General features: G+C 66.3%; 19 protein-coding genes. 11 read left to right on the top strand and 8 right to left on the bottom strand.

What is annotated here, in order from left to right:
• Positions 1 to 91, top strand: a 91-nt coding sequence (locus LGM89_RS15125) for an integrase core domain-containing protein (RefSeq protein WP_206139067.1), incomplete at its 5' end; no start/stop codon positions are given.
• 57 nt (positions 92 to 148) lie between these two features.
• Here the strand turns inward: LGM89_RS15125 and LGM89_RS15120 are convergent.
• On the bottom strand, positions 149 to 580 hold the full coding sequence (locus LGM89_RS15120; RefSeq protein ID WP_089426622.1) for a helix-turn-helix domain-containing protein: 432 nt from the start codon (positions 578 to 580) through the stop codon (positions 149 to 151).
• Positions 581 to 924: 344 nt separating this feature from the next.
• Here LGM89_RS15120 and mnmE point away from each other — a divergent pair, with 344 nt between their 5' ends.
• Both mnmE and LGM89_RS15110 read left to right on the top strand, forming a co-directional pair.
• The gene (mnmE, locus tag LGM89_RS15115; RefSeq protein WP_069258102.1) at positions 925 to 2,319 is read left to right on the top strand and encodes a tRNA uridine-5-carboxymethylaminomethyl(34) synthesis GTPase MnmE; all 1,395 of its coding nucleotides are present in this window, start codon (positions 925 to 927) and stop codon (positions 2,317 to 2,319) included.
• A gap of 164 nt (positions 2,320 to 2,483) precedes the next feature.
• Positions 2,484 to 3,023, top strand: coding sequence for a hypothetical protein (locus tag LGM89_RS15110; RefSeq protein WP_226273324.1), 540 nt, complete (start codon positions 2,484 to 2,486; stop codon positions 3,021 to 3,023).
• Between the two features lie 23 nt (positions 3,024 to 3,046).
• On the opposite strand, the gene LGM89_RS37180 is transcribed toward LGM89_RS15110, so the two are convergent.
• The 4 genes from LGM89_RS37180 to LGM89_RS15095 form a co-directional block, all read right to left on the bottom strand.
• On the bottom strand, positions 3,047 to 3,175 hold the full coding sequence (locus tag LGM89_RS37180; protein WP_256941070.1) for a hypothetical protein: 129 nt from the start codon (positions 3,173 to 3,175) through the stop codon (positions 3,047 to 3,049).
• 162 nt (positions 3,176 to 3,337) lie between these two features.
• The gene (locus tag LGM89_RS15105; RefSeq protein ID WP_226207958.1) at positions 3,338 to 4,696 is read right to left on the bottom strand and encodes a sensor domain-containing diguanylate cyclase; all 1,359 of its coding nucleotides are present in this window, start codon (positions 4,694 to 4,696) and stop codon (positions 3,338 to 3,340) included.
• Between the two features lie 109 nt (positions 4,697 to 4,805).
• Positions 4,806 to 5,054: a DUF2795 domain-containing protein gene (locus LGM89_RS15100; RefSeq protein ID WP_226273323.1), complete on the bottom strand. Its 249-nt coding sequence runs from the start codon at positions 5,052 to 5,054 to the stop codon at positions 4,806 to 4,808.
• A gap of 135 nt (positions 5,055 to 5,189) precedes the next feature.
• Positions 5,190 to 5,360, bottom strand: coding sequence for a hypothetical protein (locus LGM89_RS15095; protein ID WP_039364617.1), 171 nt, complete (start codon positions 5,358 to 5,360; stop codon positions 5,190 to 5,192).
• A gap of 138 nt (positions 5,361 to 5,498) precedes the next feature.
• Here LGM89_RS15095 and speG point away from each other — a divergent pair, with 138 nt between their 5' ends.
• From speG to LGM89_RS15080, 3 genes are all read left to right on the top strand, one after another.
• A complete protein-coding gene (gene speG / locus LGM89_RS15090) occupies positions 5,499 to 6,056 on the top strand; it encodes a spermidine N1-acetyltransferase (protein ID WP_089426678.1) in 558 nt (185 codons plus the stop codon).
• Between the two features lie 488 nt (positions 6,057 to 6,544).
• The gene (sap1, locus tag LGM89_RS15085) at positions 6,545 to 6,892 is read left to right on the top strand and encodes a surface attachment protein Sap1 (protein WP_011353606.1); all 348 of its coding nucleotides are present in this window, start codon (positions 6,545 to 6,547) and stop codon (positions 6,890 to 6,892) included.
• A 189-nt stretch (positions 6,893 to 7,081) separates the two neighbouring features.
• Complete coding sequence (locus tag LGM89_RS15080) at positions 7,082 to 7,636, top strand: YaeQ family protein (protein ID WP_039364653.1); 555 nt, start codon at positions 7,082 to 7,084, stop codon at positions 7,634 to 7,636.
• A gap of 21 nt (positions 7,637 to 7,657) precedes the next feature.
• Here LGM89_RS15080 and LGM89_RS15075 read toward each other — a convergent pair whose 3' ends face one another.
• Entirely contained in the window at positions 7,658 to 8,071 is a 414-nt protein-coding gene (locus LGM89_RS15075; RefSeq protein ID WP_226273322.1) for a VOC family protein, read from the bottom strand.
• Between the two features lie 432 nt (positions 8,072 to 8,503).
• Here LGM89_RS15075 and ada point away from each other — a divergent pair, with 432 nt between their 5' ends.
• From ada to gshA, 3 genes are all read left to right on the top strand, one after another.
• On the top strand, positions 8,504 to 9,595 hold the full coding sequence (gene ada / locus LGM89_RS15070; protein ID WP_226273321.1) for a bifunctional DNA-binding transcriptional regulator/O6-methylguanine-DNA methyltransferase Ada: 1,092 nt from the start codon (positions 8,504 to 8,506) through the stop codon (positions 9,593 to 9,595).
• Positions 9,592 to 10,551, top strand: coding sequence for a DNA-3-methyladenine glycosylase family protein (locus LGM89_RS15065; protein ID WP_226273320.1), 960 nt, complete (start codon positions 9,592 to 9,594; stop codon positions 10,549 to 10,551). Before ada ends, LGM89_RS15065 begins: the two co-directional genes overlap by 4 nt.
• A 548-nt stretch (positions 10,552 to 11,099) precedes the next feature.
• Positions 11,100 to 12,713 (top strand): glutamate--cysteine ligase, encoded by a 1,614-nt coding sequence (gshA, locus tag LGM89_RS15060; protein WP_226273319.1) that lies wholly within the window; start codon positions 11,100 to 11,102, stop codon positions 12,711 to 12,713.
• A 102-nt stretch (positions 12,714 to 12,815) separates the two neighbouring features.
• On the opposite strand, the gene LGM89_RS15055 is transcribed toward gshA, so the two are convergent.
• Positions 12,816 to 13,127: a DUF4148 domain-containing protein gene (locus LGM89_RS15055; RefSeq protein ID WP_226273318.1), complete on the bottom strand. Its 312-nt coding sequence runs from the start codon at positions 13,125 to 13,127 to the stop codon at positions 12,816 to 12,818.
• A gap of 457 nt (positions 13,128 to 13,584) precedes the next feature.
• On the opposite strand from LGM89_RS15055, the gene LGM89_RS15050 reads away from it, so the two are divergent.
• Entirely contained in the window at positions 13,585 to 15,225 is a 1,641-nt protein-coding gene (locus tag LGM89_RS15050; RefSeq protein WP_089495866.1) for an L-lactate permease, read from the top strand.
• A gap of 96 nt (positions 15,226 to 15,321) precedes the next feature.
• Here the strand turns inward: LGM89_RS15050 and LGM89_RS15045 are convergent, their stop codons facing one another.
• On the bottom strand, positions 15,322 to 16,239 hold the full coding sequence (locus tag LGM89_RS15045) for a LysR family transcriptional regulator (RefSeq protein WP_226273317.1): 918 nt from the start codon (positions 16,237 to 16,239) through the stop codon (positions 15,322 to 15,324).
• A 228-nt stretch (positions 16,240 to 16,467) separates the two neighbouring features.
• Between LGM89_RS15045 and LGM89_RS15040 the strand changes: the two genes are divergently transcribed.
• On the top strand, positions 16,468 to 18,642 hold the full coding sequence (locus tag LGM89_RS15040) for a phosphocholine-specific phospholipase C (protein ID WP_089431859.1): 2,175 nt from the start codon (positions 16,468 to 16,470) through the stop codon (positions 18,640 to 18,642).
• Positions 18,643 to 18,652 lie beyond the last annotated feature (10 nt).

Raw genomic sequence — 18,652 nt, 5'->3', positions numbered from 1 at the left:
GGTCGAACAGTCGGTGCACATCTACAACCATGAGCGACCGCATACGGCTCTGAAATACAAAACGCCCGATGCGGTGCATCGGGCGTTCTAGCGCCTGGATACTGTCAACCTATTCCAGGACTTGACATGCGGATCCGGTAGCGCGGGTTCAGCCCTTCTTCGCTTCGCCCGAGTCGCCGTAGAACTGCTCGACCAGTTCCTGCACGAGGTAGCGATGATGCGGCGACAACGCTTCGATCTTCGACGCGAGTTCGATCGTCTCGGGCGTCGGCGGATAGCGCTCGTCGCGTGGCAGCGGTTGCGGCGTCGGGTGTTCGATCACGCTCGGCGACGGGCCGTAATGCAGCCAGTGGACTTCGACGCGCAGCCATTCGGCGAGCGTGACGAGTTTGTCCGACGTTGGGATCGTGCGGCCCGTCAGCCATTTGTGCGCGGTTTGCGGCGAAACGGGCTGCGCTCCGCGGTGGCGCAGATTGAATCGGTTCGCCAGCTCCGTCGCACCGGTGACCTTCTCCGGGCTGCGCCGCAGGGCGAATTTCAGGCGTTCCGAGAACGCGGCTTTTTCTTCGGATGTCGGCATGGGGAGATTGTGCAATTCCACCGTCGTGTCCCAGACAACCGTTCAGGATAAACATAACTCGTTCAGACGAATCCCGGTCTTGATCGAGGTGGGTGCTGGAATTAAGGGCCGCAGCGTTAGGCCGCTCCAGCAGGCATACTCGTCCGAAATGGTGGCTGCGACATGGCGCCTGGATGATACCTGGCTTATCCCCGGTGGGATAAATTCGAGCGTGTCCGAATCCTGAGCGGCGGCCGGTGACGGGTGTGCCGGCACGCTACAATGCCGGCGTTCCGATGCCCGAAGTGTTGCGCGGGCGCACCATATTCACTGATCACCCGATTCATCCCATTCATTCGATTCCCATGCTCGCTACCGATTCCGATCCGATCGTCGCCATTGCCACTGCTGCCGGCCGGGGTGGCATCGGGGTCGTCCGCGTGTCGTTCGGGCGCGGCGGCGAGGCGGCCGCGTTGCCGCTGATCGACGCGTTGTGCGGGCAGAAGCTCGCCCCGCGCCACGCGAGCTACGTGCCGTTCCTCGACGAGCACGGCGCGCCGCTCGACCGCGGGATCGCGCTGTACTTCCCGGCGCCGCATTCGTACACCGGCGAGCACGTGCTCGAGCTGCAGGGGCACGGCGGGCCGATCGTGATGCAGTTGCTGCTGCAGCGTTGCCTCGATGCGGGGCGCGGTTTCGGGCTGCGGCTCGCGGAGCCCGGCGAATTCACGCGGCGCGCGTTCCTGAATGACAAGCTCGACCTCGCGCAGGCCGAGGCCGTCGCCGACCTGATCGAGGCGAGCACCGAAGCCGCCGCGCGTTCGGCCGGGCGTTCGCTCGACGGCGCGTTCTCGCGGCAGATCCATGCGCTCGTCGACGACGTGATCACGCTGCGGATGCTGGTCGAGGCGACGCTCGATTTTCCGGAAGAAGAGATCGATTTCCTGGAAGCGGCCGACGCGCGCGGCAAGCTCGCGAAGATCCGCGCGCAGCTCGCGCACGTGCTGGGTGATGCGCGGCAGGGGGCGCTGCTGCGCGAAGGGCTGTCGGTCGTGCTGGCGGGGCAGCCGAACGTCGGCAAGTCGTCGTTGCTGAATGCGCTGGCCGGCGCGGAGCTGGCGATCGTCACGCCGATCGCGGGCACGACGCGCGACAAGGTCGCGCAGACGATCCAGGTCGAAGGGATTCCGCTGCACATCATCGATACGGCCGGGTTGCGCGAGACCGAGGACGAGGTCGAGCGGATCGGCATCGCGCGCACGTGGAGCGAGATCGAGCGGGCGGATGTCGTGCTGCATCTGCTGGATTCGCGCACCGGGATGACGGCGGATGACGAGACGATCGCGGCGCGGTTCCCGGGCGGCGTGCCGGTGGTGCGCGTGCTGAACAAGACGGATCTGACCGGTGTGGCGGCGTGCGTCGAGCATCCGGCGGCGGAAGGCGATCTGACCGAGGTGCATCTGTCCGCGAAGCGCGGCGACGGGATCGACATGCTGCGTGCGGAGCTGCTGCGGATTGCAGGGTGGCAGGCGGGGGCCGAGGGCGTTTATCTTGCGCGCGAGCGGCATTTGATCGCGCTGCGGGCCGCGCAGGAGCATTTGGCCCAAGCGGCGGATCATGCGGAGCAGCGCGCGCAGTCACTCGATCTGTTTGCCGAAGAACTGCGGCTCGCGCAGGAGCAGCTCAATGCGATTACCGGGGAGTTCACTTCTGATGATCTGCTGGGGGTGATTTTTAGCAGGTTTTGTATTGGGAAGTGAGCTGGCGCTCAAGTTAGCCGACTTTCTCTCTCAATCGCTGTATTTCCGTGGGCGCGGGTTGGACAAGCCCTGGCATACCACTTTCAACAAGGTTGTGAACCCGCAAAGCTTTTCGGTGCCAACTTGTCCTGCGGAAAAACCAACAAACCAGAAAAGAGGGCGGAGTGTCGGAGAGCGGAAGCGACGACCAAGAAGTTCGAGCCAAGCACGCAACCTATTCGGTGCTGAGGGAGCGCATTGTCGAGCATGCCTTCATCGCGGAAGTCATGCGTCTGCTTTGGCTGCGAGACGTCATGGACATCGAGGTATTGCGCGCGGAGTTCGATACGAGCGGCTACGACCTTGTCATGAGCAGCGCGAGTGTCCTGCGGCATATTCAGCTCAAGGTATCGCTTTATGACGGTGCTCGGTCCCGGGTCAACATCAACCTGAAGCTGGGAAAATGCCCGAGTGGTTGTGTTCTCTGGATCGTTGTCGATCACGATCTCAAGGCCATCGAGTATCGCTGGTTCGGCGGGCCTCCAGGCGATCCGCTCCCCGACATTGAGGACCGTGGTGTCGTGCGGCATACGCGGGCCAATGCACTTGGGCTGAAGGCGGTTCGAGACGGGCAGCGTTCGCTATCACAGTCGGAATTTAGGTCTCTCGACGGCCTGGAAGCGGTGATCGAGCAATTGTTCGGAATTGAACGTCCGAAATCGTAACCCCATCCGGACCTTCACTTGCATCAATCCCAGTCCCGATGATGATGGTGGTAGTAGCCGCCACCACCGTAGTACCCGCCGCCATCAGGCACCACGATACAGCCGCTCAACAGCACGGCGACGCCGGCAATCAGCAAAAGGGTCTTCTTCATCGCGTTTACCTGCATGGGTTCAATATGAAACCCAGCATAGCGAGCGCCCGCAACACCGGCTGTAAGCGATCGTTTCCCTGCTGCGCAATCCGTAACGGCGGATTATTCCGGTCACAATGACCGTAACAAATCTCCGAAGAATCCCTGAAACCGCAGACGTTTTCAGGCGGTGACGACCCTGTTTCGCCCTGTATCCTTCGCACGATACAGCGCGGCATCGGCGGCTTCGATCAACGCATCGGGCGTCGACAGATCGTCGGGCGACACGGTCGCGCAGCCGACGCTCACGCTCACGCGTCCGGCGGGTGCGGTCGGCATCGCGAGATCGAGCCGCAGCACCGCTTCCCGCGCTTCCTCGGCGACCAGCCGGGCCCCACGCGCCCCCGTGTTCGGCAGCACGATCGCGAACTCCTCGCCGCCGTAACGCGCGACCATGTCCGCTGGCCGCCGCACCGCGCCGGCCAGCGCATTCGCGACCGCGATCAGGCACGCGTCGCCCTTCACGTGGCCGAACGCGTCGTTGTACGCCTTGAAGCGATCGACGTCGACCATCAGCAGCGACAGCGGTTCGCCTTGCCGTCGCGCCTGCAGGAACAGCGTGTGGAAATGATCGTTGAAGTGCATGCGGTTGAATGCGCCCGTCAGGCCGTCGCGGGCGGACGAACGGATCAGCGTCGCGTGCGCCTCGAACAGCCGCTGGTACAGCATCGTCACTTCCCACGCGAGCACGCACACGAGCACGCCCGGCGTGAACATGCTGAACACGCGCGCGAGGTACCAGCCGACCGTGAAGCGATGGGTGCTCATCAGGTTCAGCGTCGTGTCGGTGAGGCACGCGAGTACCGCGATCGCGAGCCACAGGTCGAGCGTCGTACGCAGCCGGCCGGTGGCCAGCACGGCCACGAGCGCCAGCGCATTGAGCAGCCACACGATCAGCGCGACGACATTGACGGGCAGCACGGCCGCGTCGCCCGGCGGATGAAACGCGGGCGGCAGCGACACGTTCAGTGCAAACAGGCACAGCACCCCGGCGACGACAGCCGGCCCGCCGATCAGCGCGACCGTCCACCTGCGTGTCTGCTGCGCGCCGATCGGGGCGCGCGCCAGCCGCTCGCGCGCGAGCAGCGCGACCATCACGAAACCGGGGAAGCCGGCATGCCAGAAGATCCACATCCACGCGGCGCTTTGCGGTTGCGCGCCGAACAGCCCGTGCGGCGCGAACACGCCGGGAAAGGTGAGCAGCTGCAATGCGACGGCGAGCGCAGTGAACGCGTAGGCGCCGCCGAGCGCGCCGAGCACCGGCTGGCGCGTCACGGTGAACTGCGCGCCGAGAAAGAACGCCGCGATGCTCGCGGTGGTGAACACGGTGAGCGCGCACATCGGCATGAACGGCTCGACGGCCGGCAGCTCGACGTTCGCGTGCGGCGCGGCGATCCCGAGCGCGAGCACGATGACGAGCGCCGTCAGGGCGCCGAACCAGAGCTGACGGCGTGTCGTGTGCTGGATCAGGATGCCTTCCATGGAGTTCCCCGGGCACGTAGGCGGAAACACCCGGTCTTGCGCCGGGCGACAGGCAACCGGCCGCTGCGCGACCGGTGCGGCCTGATCCTATCGCGTTATGGGTGCGCGCTCAAACCCCGAAGCCGGGACCGAAGTTGCCGGCGACCCACTGGGTGACGGCATTCACGTCCGCGTAGTCCTGCTCGGGCAGGCCGTCGAGCATCGACAGCACTTCGTTGCTGGCGCCGGCGTCGCGCGCGGCATCGACGATCGCATCCTTGTTGGCCGGGTAGCGGACGGCCGCCAGCACGTCGGCGATTTGCAGGTCGATCGTTTCGCTGGGAATATCACGCGGAGGTTGGGCGGGCTGGTCGTTCACGGCGGCGTCTCGCGGAGTGAGCGGATCAAGTGGGAATCGGATCGAGGCGAAATTCGGGGGCTTAACAGCGCGCGTCACGCGTTCACATGCCAGGGCGGCCGGGCCGGCACGCCCCGCGGATGAACGGCAATCGACTCAATGCCCGCGTCGCACGCGGCGCCACGGATGTTTCCAGTCGATGTGCGGTGCGTTTTCGTCGCGCGGATGCTGGCGCCGATGTTCCTGCCAAAGTTCGTCGGAAAACAGCGCCGCGACGATCACGAGCGGCAGCACGAGGAATATTCCGAGTATGACTTGCTCGAACACGATAGCCTCCTTGCGGTGGCAGGAACCCTTGCTCCCATTCTAGGCTCTGAACTTCGCCCGCGTTCAATTTCTTACAGTGCGAAACAGGCCCGGATGCGGCCTTGCCGCACGTGCGCCGGCATCAAAAAGGACATGAACATGCAACTCCAGAACGATACCAACACGCTCGCGCTGCGGCCCCTGGAGCGCCAGGACCTGCGCTTCGTCCACGAGCTGAACAACGACGCAAAGATCATGCGCTACTGGTTCGAGGAGCCGTACGAAACCTTCTCGGAACTGTCACAACTGTACGACCGCCACGTGCACGACCAGCGCGAGCGCCGTTTCGTCGCGGTCGATGCGCAAGACGAACTGGTCGGCCTCGTCGAGCTGATCGAGCTCGACTACATCCATCGCCGCGGCGAATTCCAGATCATCATCGCGCCGCAACGCCAGGGGCGCGGCTATGCGGGCCAGGCGACGCGTCTTGCGATCGAGTACGCGTTCAAGGTGCTGAACATGCGCAAGCTGTACCTGATCGTCGATACGTCGAATGCGGCGGCGATTCACGTGTATGAGAAATGCGGATTCCAGCACGAGGCCGAATTGAAGGAAGAATTTTTCGGAAACGGCGCGTATCACAACGCTTATCGCATGTGCATTTTTCAGCGCGATTATTTCGAACGCCAGCAAGCTACCCAGAATAAGGCAGGGTAAACACGCTGGCCAAATGCGCTTGCGGCGGGGCTTTCGCGGGCGCTGAAACCATGCGGCGAAGTACGGATAAATACGGATGCGCTTATACCTGGCATTTTTCTTGTATCAGGTAAATGCGATTCCGCGTTGCGGTAAAGTCGAATCGTTTCGGATGACTTTATGTGCGGCGCATCAAAATGATCCGGATAGCGAAATGGATTATCCAAACCGTTCAATCGCCGCATTGTAACTTTGATGAAAGTCTTGCTGAGTAACGCTTTCCGCCCGGCGGCGCGAGCCGGTTCGTCGGGCGGTGCGCGTCGTCGTGTCTACGCAGGGTGAGAAAAACAGGCTGCGCACGGGGTGCGACAATCCGCCGCTATTGCGGTCGCACAACAAATGTGCTTGCTATCGCTTGCCGGTCTTCTAAAGTGAAAAACGCGGGTTCACGATCACCTTTAAACACATAGCTAACCCAAGCCTGGTGCCCGCAAGCCTGGAGACAGAACATGATGAAACGTACCGGTATCCTCTTTGCCCTCGTCGGCGCATTTTGCGCGGTGTCGATTGCCCAAGCCGGCGGCGATTCAGCCGTCAAGCCGAAGCAGGAAATCCAGTTGACGAAGAACGCATGGGGCTGCCTGTCGAAAGACAATCTGGACTCCGTACTGAGTCACGAGCGTGACGGCAAGTCGCAGGCGAAGCAGCAATACTTCGACGATTACCGGTGCCTGTCGGTGCCGGAAGGCCAGCGCTTCCGCGTGGTGTCGGTCGACCAGGGCGACGTGCAGTTCGTCAGCGCCGACAACAGCGATCAGCAGGGTCTCTGGACCGATTCGCGCTTCGTCAAGCAGTAACCGCTCATTCACCGCGCCGTCACACGACGCGCGAGCGCGCCGGCCCGATGAGCCGGCGGCGCGAACCGAACACGGCCCGGCCCATGCCGGGCCGTTGCGCTGTGGGTAGTGCATGACAGGCGCCGGACGGCCCGCATTCGGTATCATCACGGCCCGACCGAACCGAATGCCCGCCCGGGCCGACTCCGCATGGCGCTGAAATCCACGATCTACAAAGCCGAACTGCAAATCGCCGACATGGATCGGCATTACTACGCCGATCACGCGCTGACGGTGGCGCGCCATCCGTCCGAAACCGACGACCGGATGATGGTGCGCATCGTCGCGTTCGCGCTGTTCGCGCACGAGCGGCTCGAATTCTGCAAGGGGCTGTCGGACGTCGACGAGCCCGACCTGTGGCAGAAGGACCTGACCGGCGCGATCGACGTCTGGATCGAAGCCGGCCAGCCCGACGAGCGGCGCATCTCGAAGGCGGCCGGCCGCGCCGGGCAGGTCACGGTGATCGCATATGGCGGCAAGACGTCGGATATCTGGTGGCAGGGCGTGCGCAGCAAGGTCGAGCGGCTGCGCAACGTGCAGGTGCTGTCGCTGAACGACGGTGTCGCGGCCGCGCTCGGGAAACTCGCGGAGCGCACGATGCGCCTGCAATGCACGGTGCAGGACGGCGCCGCGTGGATCTCGAGCGCCGACCACGATCCGGTGGCGGTCGAGTGGACGGTGCTGAAGGCGCGCGCGGACGCGTGACGGCCCGCGTACCGGCCGCGTTCAGCCGACCGCGGCCGGTGGCCCCTTGAATTCGAGCATGTTGCCTTCCGGGTCGAACAGGTAGATCGACGGCCCGTAGCCGCCGGCGCCGTAGCGCTCCGCGGGCGCGCCCGGCCGCGCGCCATGCGTGGCGAAATGGGCGGCCAACGCGTCGGGATCGAACGGCTCGACGCGCAGGCACAGGTGATCGAGATTGCGTCCCGTGCCGGGCGGGCCGCTGTCGGGACGGTCGATCGGGCCGCCGACCGACAGCAGGTCGATCAGCGCGTCGCCGGCGCGCAGTTGCACGAGGCCCAGATCGGGCTGTTCCTTCTCCACATGGCAGCCGACGGCGTCGCAGTAAAAGCGCGTCATCGCGGCCATGTCGGTCACGCGCAGCACGATGTGATCGATCGCGCGGATGGTCGGTTTCATGGGCAAGGCTCTCCTTCGCAGTCCACGAGCATCGAGTGTAGACGCATCGCGCCTGCGCCGCCGGCCGGAACGCGGCACAATCGGCGGACGAAAAAAAGCCCGTTCACGCAGAGCGGAACGGGCTTAATCCATATCAGGAGGAGACATGGAGGAGACAGTTCCAACTATACACACGGCGATGGTGCGACGCAATATTCCGAATGCAAAAAAACGTCAGGACGGCGATTTGTCGCATCCGCACTGCAGCAAAATGGTGACGGGACAATGACGAAAACCGCGCCGGAACAGCCGGCGCGCGCGGTTTGTCGGATTTATTTTCAGTCGATTCGCCCCCGATTATCGAGCCCGAATCACAGAGCAAGATTCAGGGCGCGACGGCACGTGCCGATGTCTAGAGTAGGCACCATCTACACTAGAGAGTGCGAGGTTCAGATGAAAACCGCCTATCCGACCGATGATGCCCGCTGGGGCGCCGTCACCGAGCGCGATCCGCATGCGGACGGCGCGTTCTTCTACGCCGTAAGCACGACCGGCGTGTTCTGCCGCCCGACCTGCGCGTCGCGGCTGCCGCGCCGCGAAAATGTGTCCTTCTACGCCGATACGGCCGCCGCGCGTGCGGCTGGCTTCCGGCCCTGCAAGCGCTGCCAGCCGGAAGGGCTGCCGCGCGAGCTCGAGATCGTCAACCGCGCGTGCGCGGTGCTCGACGCGCAGGCCGAACGGCTCACGCTGCAGCAACTGAGCGACGCCGTGCACGTGAGCCCGTTTCACCTTCAGCGGCTCTTCAAGCGCGTGGTCGGCGTGTCGCCGCGGCAGTACCAGGCCGCGCAGCGCGGCGCCGCGCTGCGGCAGGCGCTGCAAAGCGGGCAGCCGGTCACGCAGGCGGCCGTCGACGCGGGCTTCAACTCGCCGTCGCGGCTCTATGCGTCGGTGCCGCGCGAGCTCGGGATGGCGCCGTCGGCGTTTCGCCGGCAGGGCGCGGGGCTGCGGATCGACTATGCGACCGCATCGACGTCGCTCGGCACCGTGCTCGTCGCCGCGACCGGGCAGGGCATCTGCCGGATCGCGTTCGGCGACGAGCCGGCCGCGCTCGTCGGCGAGTTGAAGGATGCGTTCGCGCGTGCCGAACTGGTCGAAGCGTCGACACGGCTTGAGCCGTTCGTCGCGCAAATCCGCGCGTATCTGGATGGCACACGGCACGCGTTCGACCTGCCGCTCGACATCGCGCCGACCGCATTCCAGCAGCGCGTGTGGGAGGCGCTGACGCATATTCCGTACGGCGAAACGCGCAGCTACTCGGAGATTGCCGAGGCGCTGGGTGCGCCGCGCGCGGTGCGCGCCGTCGCGTCCGCGTGTGCGTCGAATCCGGTCGCGCTCGCGATCCCGTGCCACCGGGTCGTACAGAAGGGTGGCGCGCTTTCCGGGTATCGTTGGGGCGTGCGCCGCAAGGCGACGCTGCTCGCTTCCGAAGCGCGTCATGTGCACGACGATCAAACCGAATCCGTTGCGGAGGGCAGCGCAGTTTGAGCATCGCAAAAACAACCATCACTTCCATCGTGAACGGCGGCCATGTGCCGCCGTCCGCGCAAATGGAGCTGCGCTTCAATGCGCCTTACGACTGGGCGCGCGTGCTGCGCTTTTTCAGCGGGCGCGCGATTCCGGGTGTCGAGCAGGTGGCGGACGGCGTGTATCGCCGCATCGTCGACCTGCACGGCGATGCCGGCCGGCTCACGGTCGCGAAACATCCGCGCAAGCACTGCCTGGTCGCGACGGTAGAAGGCGCGGTCGCGCGTCATGTCGATGATGCGTTCGCCATGCGCGTCGCGACGATGTTCGACCTCGGCGCCGATCCGGCCGCCATCGGCAGCGGGCTCGCGCGCGATCCGTGGTTTGCGCCGCTCGTCGAGGCCGCGCCGGGGCTGCGTGTGCCGGGCGCATGGTCGGGGTTCGAGCTGGCCGTGCGCGCGATCGTCGGCCAGCAGGTCAGCGTGAAGGCCGCGACGACGATCGTCGGCCGGCTCGTCGAACGGGCCGGCGAGCGTGTGGTTCAGGAGGACGACGGCATGCCCGCGTGGCGTTTCCCGACGCCCGATGCGCTGGCCGCCTGCGATCTCGACAAGATCGGGATGCCCGGCAAGCGGGTGGCGGCCCTGACGGGCGTGGCGCGCGCGGTGGCGGCCGGTGACGTGCCGGTCGATCGCGAGCACGCGGACCTCGCGACGCTGCGCAGCGCGTGGCTCGATCTGCCCGGCATCGGCCCGTGGACCGTCGAATACATCGCGATGCGCGCATGGCGCGATCCGGACGCCTGGCCGGCCTCCGATCTCGTGCTGATGCAGTCGATCTCCGCACGCGATCCGGCGCTCGACCGGCTCGCGACCCAGAAGCACCGCACCGAAGGCTGGCGGCCGTGGCGCGCGTACGCGGCGCTGCACTTGTGGAATGAGGTGGCCGACCGGGCGGGCGGCGCGCGCGGCGGGTGATCGCGGTGGCCTGCGGCCGGGTGCGACCTGGCGAGGCCGCGATGCAACCCGTTGCGCAGGTCATGCCGACCTGCGTAGGCTGACCGCCGGACACCGGACACCGGACACCGGACACCGGACACCGGACACCGGACACCGGACACCGGACACCGGACACCGGACACCGGACACCGGACACCGGCCGTCACGGCAATTCCGCGCATCCGTCGTCGGCCGGATGTGGGGCGCGCGATGCCCACTTACCGCGCTTTCCGCGATCGGTTCAGCGGCAGGGTTGCACCTGCCGCCACCCGTTCGCGCATCACGTTCCGTCAGACGAATTCGCGTATCCGGCGTGCCCGTTGGCGCCGCATGGAACCGGTCGCAGAGGTGGCGACCGCCGCGACCGGCCCGTCCGGCGGCCCGCTCCGGCCCGCGCACCGTGCCCGGCGCCACCTCAAGCGCGTGTTTCGGCGAGATGTTAAAGTGCCCGCTACCAACGAAGCGACCAACAATCCAGCCGGCCGCGCGCGGCGTTCTGCGCGCGGCCGTCACGCACTTGCGTCTCCATGTCGAACACCATGACTCACCGCCAGTCCGAACTGCTGCTGAATCGCCTCGACGCGCTGAGCTCGGGCCCGACGCGGCAGCATCTGCCCGACGGCCTGCGCGGCATCGAAAAGGAAAGCCTGCGCGTGACGCGCGACGGGATGATCGCGTTCACGCCGCATCCGCGCGCGCTCGGTTCGGCGCTCACGCACCCGTCGCTGACGACCGACTACTCCGAAGCGCTGATCGAGCTGATCACGCCCGCGGAAGGCGACGCCGCGATCACGCTCGAACGCCTCGACGATCTGCATCGCTACGTCTATGCGTCGCTCGGCGACGAGATCCTGTGGAACGACTCGATGCCCGGCCTGCTGCCGGCCGACGACCAGATCCCGATCGCCAACTACGGTACGTCGAACATCGGCCGCCTGAAGACGGTGTACCGGCGCGGCCTCGCGTATCGCTACGGCCGCACGATGCAGTGCATTGCCGGCATCCACTACAACTACTCGCTGCACGAGGAAGTGTGGCGGCGCCTGCATGCGGACGAGGGCTCGACGGCCACGCTCGTCGATTACCAGTCGGAGCGCTATCTCGCGCAGATCCGCAACTTCCGCCGCCGCAGCTGGCTGCTGATGTACCTGTTCGGCGCGTCGCCCGCGCTCGACACGAAGTTCCTGCGCGGCAAGCCGCACAGGCTCGACACGTTCGATGCCGATACGCTGTACCTGCCGCATGCGACGAGCCTGCGGATGAGCGATCTCGGCTACTCGAACACGACCGCCCAGGCCGCGCTGCACGTCGACTACAACACGCTGCCCGGCTATCTCGACGCGCTGTCGAAAGCCGTGAGCGAGCCGTATCCGGCGTATGAGGCGATCGGCACGCATCGCGACGGCGAGTGGATCCAGATCAACACGAACGTGCTGCAGATCGAGAACGAGTTCTACTCGACGATCCGGCCGAAGCGCGTCACGTATTCGGGCGAGCGGCCGCTGCATGCGCTCGCGTCGCGCGGCGTGCAGTACATCGAGGTGCGCTGTCTCGACATCGATCCGTTCGAGCCGACCGGTATCGCACTGGAAACCGCGCGCTTCATCGACGCGTTCCTGCTCGCGTGCGCGCTCGACGAGAGCCCGGCGCTCGATTGCCCCGCGTACAAGGAAGCAAACGCGAACTTCGGCAGCGTGACGATGGAAGGACGCAAGCCGGGGCTCACGCTGCAGCGCGACGGCCAGCCGGTCACGCTGCAGGCATGGGCGGACGACCTGATGGCCGATATCGAAACCGTCGGGCGCCGTCTCGACGAGATCCGCGGCGGCGACGAGCATGTGCGCGCAATCGCTGCACAACGCGAGAAGCTTGCCGATCCGGAGCGCACGCCGTCCGCGCGCGTGCTGCGCACGATGCGCGAGCGCGGCCAGTCGTTCCTCGGGTTCGCGCTCGCGCAGAGCGAAGCGCATGCCGCGCATTTCCGCGCGCATCCGCCGTCGGCGGAGACGCTGCGCACCGAGCAGGCGCTCGCCGCGAAATCGCTGGCCGAGCAGGCCGAGCTCGAAGCGAAGGAGGCCGGATCGTTCGACGCGTTCGTCGCGGCCTACCGCGCCTACACGCTGAACCGCTTCAGCGTGTGATGTTTGCGCACGTGCATCGCGTCGGTCGGCGCGGTGCGCGATGCGTCTCTCCGTCGCCGGTCGGGGCGCACCGTTGTGCGCGCGATCCGGTTGAATCTGCCGTCAGTGATGCGCGTAGGTGCCGCGGTCGATTGCGTGCGGCAGCGCCGGCTTGCCCGATTCCCCATTTGCCCCGCCTTCGCTGCCGTAGCCGGTGTCCTCGCCGCGTGCCTGTGCGGCACGGCGCATGATCGCCTGCATGTGGTCCGGAAAGTCGGGACTGCTGGCGAGGCTCGTTCGGTAGCCGGCGGCCTGCAATTCCACGAGTTCCTGGCGGACCTGGGCGCGCGTCAGCGTCGACGCGGCCTGCGCGTGAGCGGCGAAGGCCGCGCCGATCAGCACACAGGCGCATGCCGCCCGTTTCATCGTCTTCATCGTGTTCACTCCATGAGGTTCCGGTGCCGTGCCTGCTATGGCCGGCGCGGGCGGAATCGATGCGACCAGTCTAGGCTTCGGACGCCCAACGAAACATCCCGCGCGTCGTCAGGCACCTTTGCCGCATGTGCAACATTGCGCGGCGGGCTTTCTGTCGAATACGACAGCGGGCTGCCTGCTCCCGGTCAGCGGGCGGCGGCGCAGGCGTATCGGGTCGGCACGGATCGGGCTTGTCCTCCTTGTACAAGCGCCGCGCGCCTCCTAACCTCTTTTAAGCGACTGATCGGTTGGCCGTGCAACGTCGTTGCGTGCGCAAGCGCCTGATCGTTGTCGTGACCGCAGGACATCGCCTTGTACCGAACCCGGGGCATCCCGTTGCCAGCTCGGGTCGTCAGCGCAAGGCATGGGACCCGAGTAAGCGCTAAAGCGCCAACTCGGGTCGACATCTGGAGACACGATGAACCCCACCGACGCCCTACCGCCCGGCATCGTCTTCGCACAGCCGCTGACGCCGGTCGCCAACTCTCTGCTGCTGTCCTTCCTCGTCGCCGCGATCCCGATCGCGGTCGCGCTGATCGCACTCGGCGTGCTGCGCCGCCCCGCGTGGCAGGCGTCGCTCGCCGGACTCGTCGCGGGCCTCGCGGTCGCGATCGGCGCATGGGGCATGCCGGCCGGGCTGGCGTTCGACGCGGTCGGCGCGGGCATGGCGCTCGCGGTCGTGCCGGTGATGTGGATCGTCTTCAACGCGCTGCTGCTGTACAACATCGCGGTGAAGTCGGGCCGCTTCGACCAGTTCCGGCAGTGGATGCTCGACAACCTGCCCGACGATCGCCGCCTCGTGCTGCTCGTCGTCGCGTTCTCGTTCGGCTGCCTGCTCGAAGGGATCTCGGGATTCGGCACACCGGTCGCGATCACGAGCGCCCTCCTGATCGCGCTCGGCTTCCCCGCGCTCGAAGCGCTCACCTACACGCTGCTGTTCAACACGGCGCCGGTTGCGTTCGGCGCGCTCGGCGTGCCGATCACCGTGCTCGGCGCGGTCACGTCGCTGCCGCCCGCGACGCTCGCGCAGATGGTCGGCCGCCAGTTGCCGTTCTTCGCGCTGCTGCTGCCGTTCTACGTGGTCGGTGCATACGGCGGGCTGCGCTCGATCTCGAAGCTGTGGCCCGCGCTGCTCGTGTCGGGCGGCAGTTTCGCGATCGCGCAGTTCGTCACGTCGAACTTCCTCGGCTACCAGCTCACCGACGTGCTGTCGTCGCTCACGTCGCTGATCGTCACGATCGGCTTCCTGCAGGTGTGGAAGCCGCAGCCCGATCCGCAATACGCGCTCGCGCGCAGCGTGCCGGCAACGGCCGGCGCCGCGCGTGCGGGCTTCGGCGGCTGGCTGCCGTGGCTCGTCGTGTCGGTGGTCGTGATCGTGTGGGTGCACGCGAACGTCGCGGCGGTCGGCGACGTGAAGATCAAGTGGCCGGGCCTGCACAACGCCGTGTTCGTGTCGCTGTATCACAAGCCGTATGCGGCGATCTGGGACTTCCAGCCGCTCGGCACGGGCACCGCGATCCTGCTCTCGGCGATCATCACGGCCGCGCTGACGCGCACCGGCGTGGGCGATTTCTTCGATTGCGTGGTCAAGACCTGGCGGCAGACGTGGATCGCGATCGTCACGGTGATGATGATCGTCGGGCTCGCGTACCTGCTGAACTACTCGGGGATCAGCTACACGCTCGGCACCGGCGTCGCGTCGACCGGTGCGCTGTTCCCGCTGGTGTCCGCGTCGCTCGGCTGGATCGCCGTGTTCCTGTCCGGCAGCGACACGTCGGGCAATGCGCTGTTCGGCAACCTGCAGGTGGTCGCCGCGCGGCAGCTCGGCCTCGATCCGGTGCTGATGGCCGCGACCAACTCGTCGGGCGGCGTAATGGGCAAGATGATCTCGCCGCAGAACATCGCGACGGGTGTATCGACGACGGACCTGAAAGGACAGGAAGGTGTCGTATTCGCGCGCACCTTCTGGCACAGCGTGATTCTCACGCTGTTGCTCGGTGTGCTGGTGTTCATGCAGCAGCACGTGCTGACGTGGATGATTCCGGCGCTGCCGAAGTGAGGTGAGCGCGACGACAGAAGGAAGGCACGAGGAAAAAGCGAGGGAAGGCGCGAGAAAAGCGCCAGTAGTGTGCGGAGCCGGCGAACGCGCGGCAGTTCAGCGTGCGTTCGCCCGCCGCGCCGTTCGTCCTGCTTCTTCCGTCCCGGCCGCGTCGCTGCCCGCCGGCAGGATGCACGCGAGGAACGCGTCGATCGCCGGGCTCTGGCGGCGCGCCTTCAGGTAGTACACGTATTCGTCGATCGTCGTGTCGACGCCGCGCAGCGCGATCACGCGCAAATCCGGATGACGTTCGGCCTCGCCGAGCGGAAACAGGCTGCCGCCCACGCCGTGCAGGATCGCCTCGCGGATCGCTTCGCGGCTGCCGATCTCGGCCACCGAGACGGCCGCGACACCGGCCGCGTCGAGAATCGTCTCCGTGCAGCGGCGTGTGACCGAGCCTTCCTCGCGAATCAGCAGCCGCACGTCGGCGAGTTGCGCCGGATCGATCGCGTCGAAGCGCGCGAGCGGATGATTGCGATGCACGACGAGCACGAGCGGGTCGGTCGAGATCACCTTGCGTTCGAGGCCGTCGGCATCGTTGCGCTGCGACGAGACGGCGAGATCGATGCGGAATTCCTGCAGCGCCTGCAGGATCTCCTCGGAGTTGCCGATCCGGCACGTGAGCGCGATCGACGGATGCGCGTGCGAGAAGCGGCCGACCGCGTCCATGATGTAGTACGGCCCCGTCGCGCCGATCCGCAGGTGGCCTTCGAACAGGCCGCCGACGTTGCGCAGCATGATGTCGGCCTGCGCCTCGAGCGCGATCATCTTTTCGACGAGCGGCAGCAGCTCGATGCCCGTCTCGGTGACCTCGAGCTTGCGGCCGCTGCGGTAGAACAGCTCGACGCCGTACACCTGCTCGACCTGCCGGATCTGTGCGGCGATCGTCGGCTGGCTCACGCCCAGGTGGCGCGCGGCGCGCGTGATGCTGCCCTGCCGGACGGTCGCGTGGAACGCCTTCAGCTGATCGAACACGACTCGGCTTCTCCCCTCTGTATCGCGCGTCAGCGTAGCGCACGCGTATGTCGGCCGGATGAAAGACGCGTCGTGCGCCGCTTCGAAAAAATTCCTGGGGGTAACCCAAAGAAACCTGCGGTAACCGGTCACGGCCGGGACACGCCGATGCGGGGTAATAACGGCAACGCACCACCGCCGGCCCCGCTCGACCGGCGCCCCACTCCTACCGACAACAGGGTTCTCTTCATGTCCTCGAACAATCGACGCGATTTCCTGCGCCTCGCCGCGCAGTCGGCCGGCGCGATGGCCGCCTACGCGGGCTTCCCGCCCGCTATCCGCAATGCGCTGGCGATGCCGGCCGCCTATCGCACGGGCACGATCCGCGACGTCGAACACGTCGTGATCTTCATGCAGGAAAACCGTTCGTTCGACCATTATTTCGGCGGGCTGCGCGGCGTGCGCGGCTTCAACGACCCGCGCCCGCACCTGCTGCCGAGCGGTGCGCCGGTGTGGCAGCAGCCGCCGGCTTCGGTGTTCACGAAGAACTACCATTCGCGCGGCCTCGATCCGTCGGCGCCGTACGTGCTGCCGTTCTACCTCGATCCGAAGCAGACGACCGAATTCCAGCCGGGCACCAACCACGGCTGGAGCAGCGGCCACCTGTCCTGGAACAACGGCCAGTGGGACCAGTGGGTGAACCAGAAGCAGGACGTGCTGACGATGGGCTACCTGAAGCGCCAGGATCTCACGTACCACTACGCATTGGCCGACGCGTTCACGATCTGCGATTCGTATTTCTGCTCCGCACATGCCGACACCGCGCCGAACCGCATCTACCTGTGGACCGGCACGGTCGACCCGCGCAACATCTACGGCAACCCGCCGAACGGCCCGGGCATCGGCGAGCGCGACGATGTGAACGGCTACACGTGGACGACCTACGCGGAACGCCTCGAGAACGCGAAGATCAGCTGGAAGGTGTACCAGGGCGGCACGGGTATCCCGGGCGACCCGACCGACAACTACACCGACAATTCGCTGATGTTCTTCAAGCGCTTCCAGGTGAAGGAAGGCGCGAGCGGCCCGCTGGTCGACAAGGGCGCGTCGGACCACACGCTCGCCGAGCTGAAGGCGGACGTGCAGGCGAACCGGCTGCCGCAGGTGTCGTGGATCGTATCGCCGTACAAGTACAGCGAGCACCCGCAGGCATCGCCGACGGACGGCGCGTTCTACATCAACATGGTGCTCGAGGCGCTCACGTCGAACCCGGAAGTGTGGGCGAAGACGGTGTTCATCCTGAACTACGACGAGAACGACGGGCTGTTCGACCACGTCGTGCCGCCGGTGCCGCCGGTCACGAGCGGCGTGGGCGGCCAGGGCATCGTGTCGTCGAACCTGCTGTCGAATCTCGGCGACGAGTTGCTCGACCTGAACAAGTACCCGGGCGAAATGAGCCCGCTCGTGCCGGGCGCCGACCCGGGCGGCATCCAGCCGATCGGCCTCGGGCCGCGCGTGCCGCTGATCATCATCTCGCCGTGGACGAAGGGCGGCTGGGTGTGCTCGGAGACGTTCGACCATACGTCGGTGCTGCGTTTCCTCGAAGCGCGTTTCGGCGTGAAGGAGCCGAACATCAGCGCATGGCGCCGGTCGATCTGCGGCGACCTCACGTCGGCATTCGACTTCTCCGCGCGCCCCGACACGCGCACGGTGAGCTTCACGGTGCCGCAGCACATCGCGACGGCCGGCCAGGCGTACCAGGTGCCCGCGCAGCAGTCGATGCCGACGCAGGAGCCGGGCACGCGTCCGGCACGTGCGCTGCCGTACGAGCTGTTCGTGCACAGCCGCGTGAGCGGGCACGACGACAGCGTGTCGCTCGATTTCGCGAACACCGGTGACGCAGGCGCCGCGTTCTACGTGTACGACCGCCGCAACCCGACGACGCCCCCGCGCCGCTATGCGGTGTCCGCGCACGACCGCTTCGTCGACACGTGGAACACGTCGGCCGCGCGCGGCGATTACCATCTCGCGGCGTATGGCCCGAACGGCTATCTGTGCGAGTTCCAGGGCAACACGCGGCTCGCGGCGGACGGCCGCCATGCGAACCCCGAAGCGCGGATCGGCTACGACGTGCGTAACCGCCACGTGTACCTGCAACTGCGCAACAGCGGGCGCGCGACGTGCCGCGTGACGGTCGACAACGCATACAGCCACAAGCATGCGCGGACCTACACGCTGGAGCCGGGCGAGCGCATCGAGGATCACTTCGAGCTGTCGTCGAGCCACGGCTGGTACGATCTGACGATCACCGCGACGACGCTGCGCGGCGGCGACGACAAGGTCGTGCGCCGCTTCGCGGGCCACGTCGAGACGGGCCGGCCGAGCCAAAGCGATCCGGGGCCGGTGAAGCACCCGACGGCCTGACGGCCGCCAC

It is taken from the genome of Burkholderia sp. AU31624, assembly GCF_020420065.1.
GTDB lineage: Bacteria > Pseudomonadota > Gammaproteobacteria > Burkholderiales > Burkholderiaceae > Burkholderia.
The sequence above is the reverse complement of the archived record's forward strand: the minus strand, read 5'-3'. Positions and strand labels throughout refer to the sequence as shown.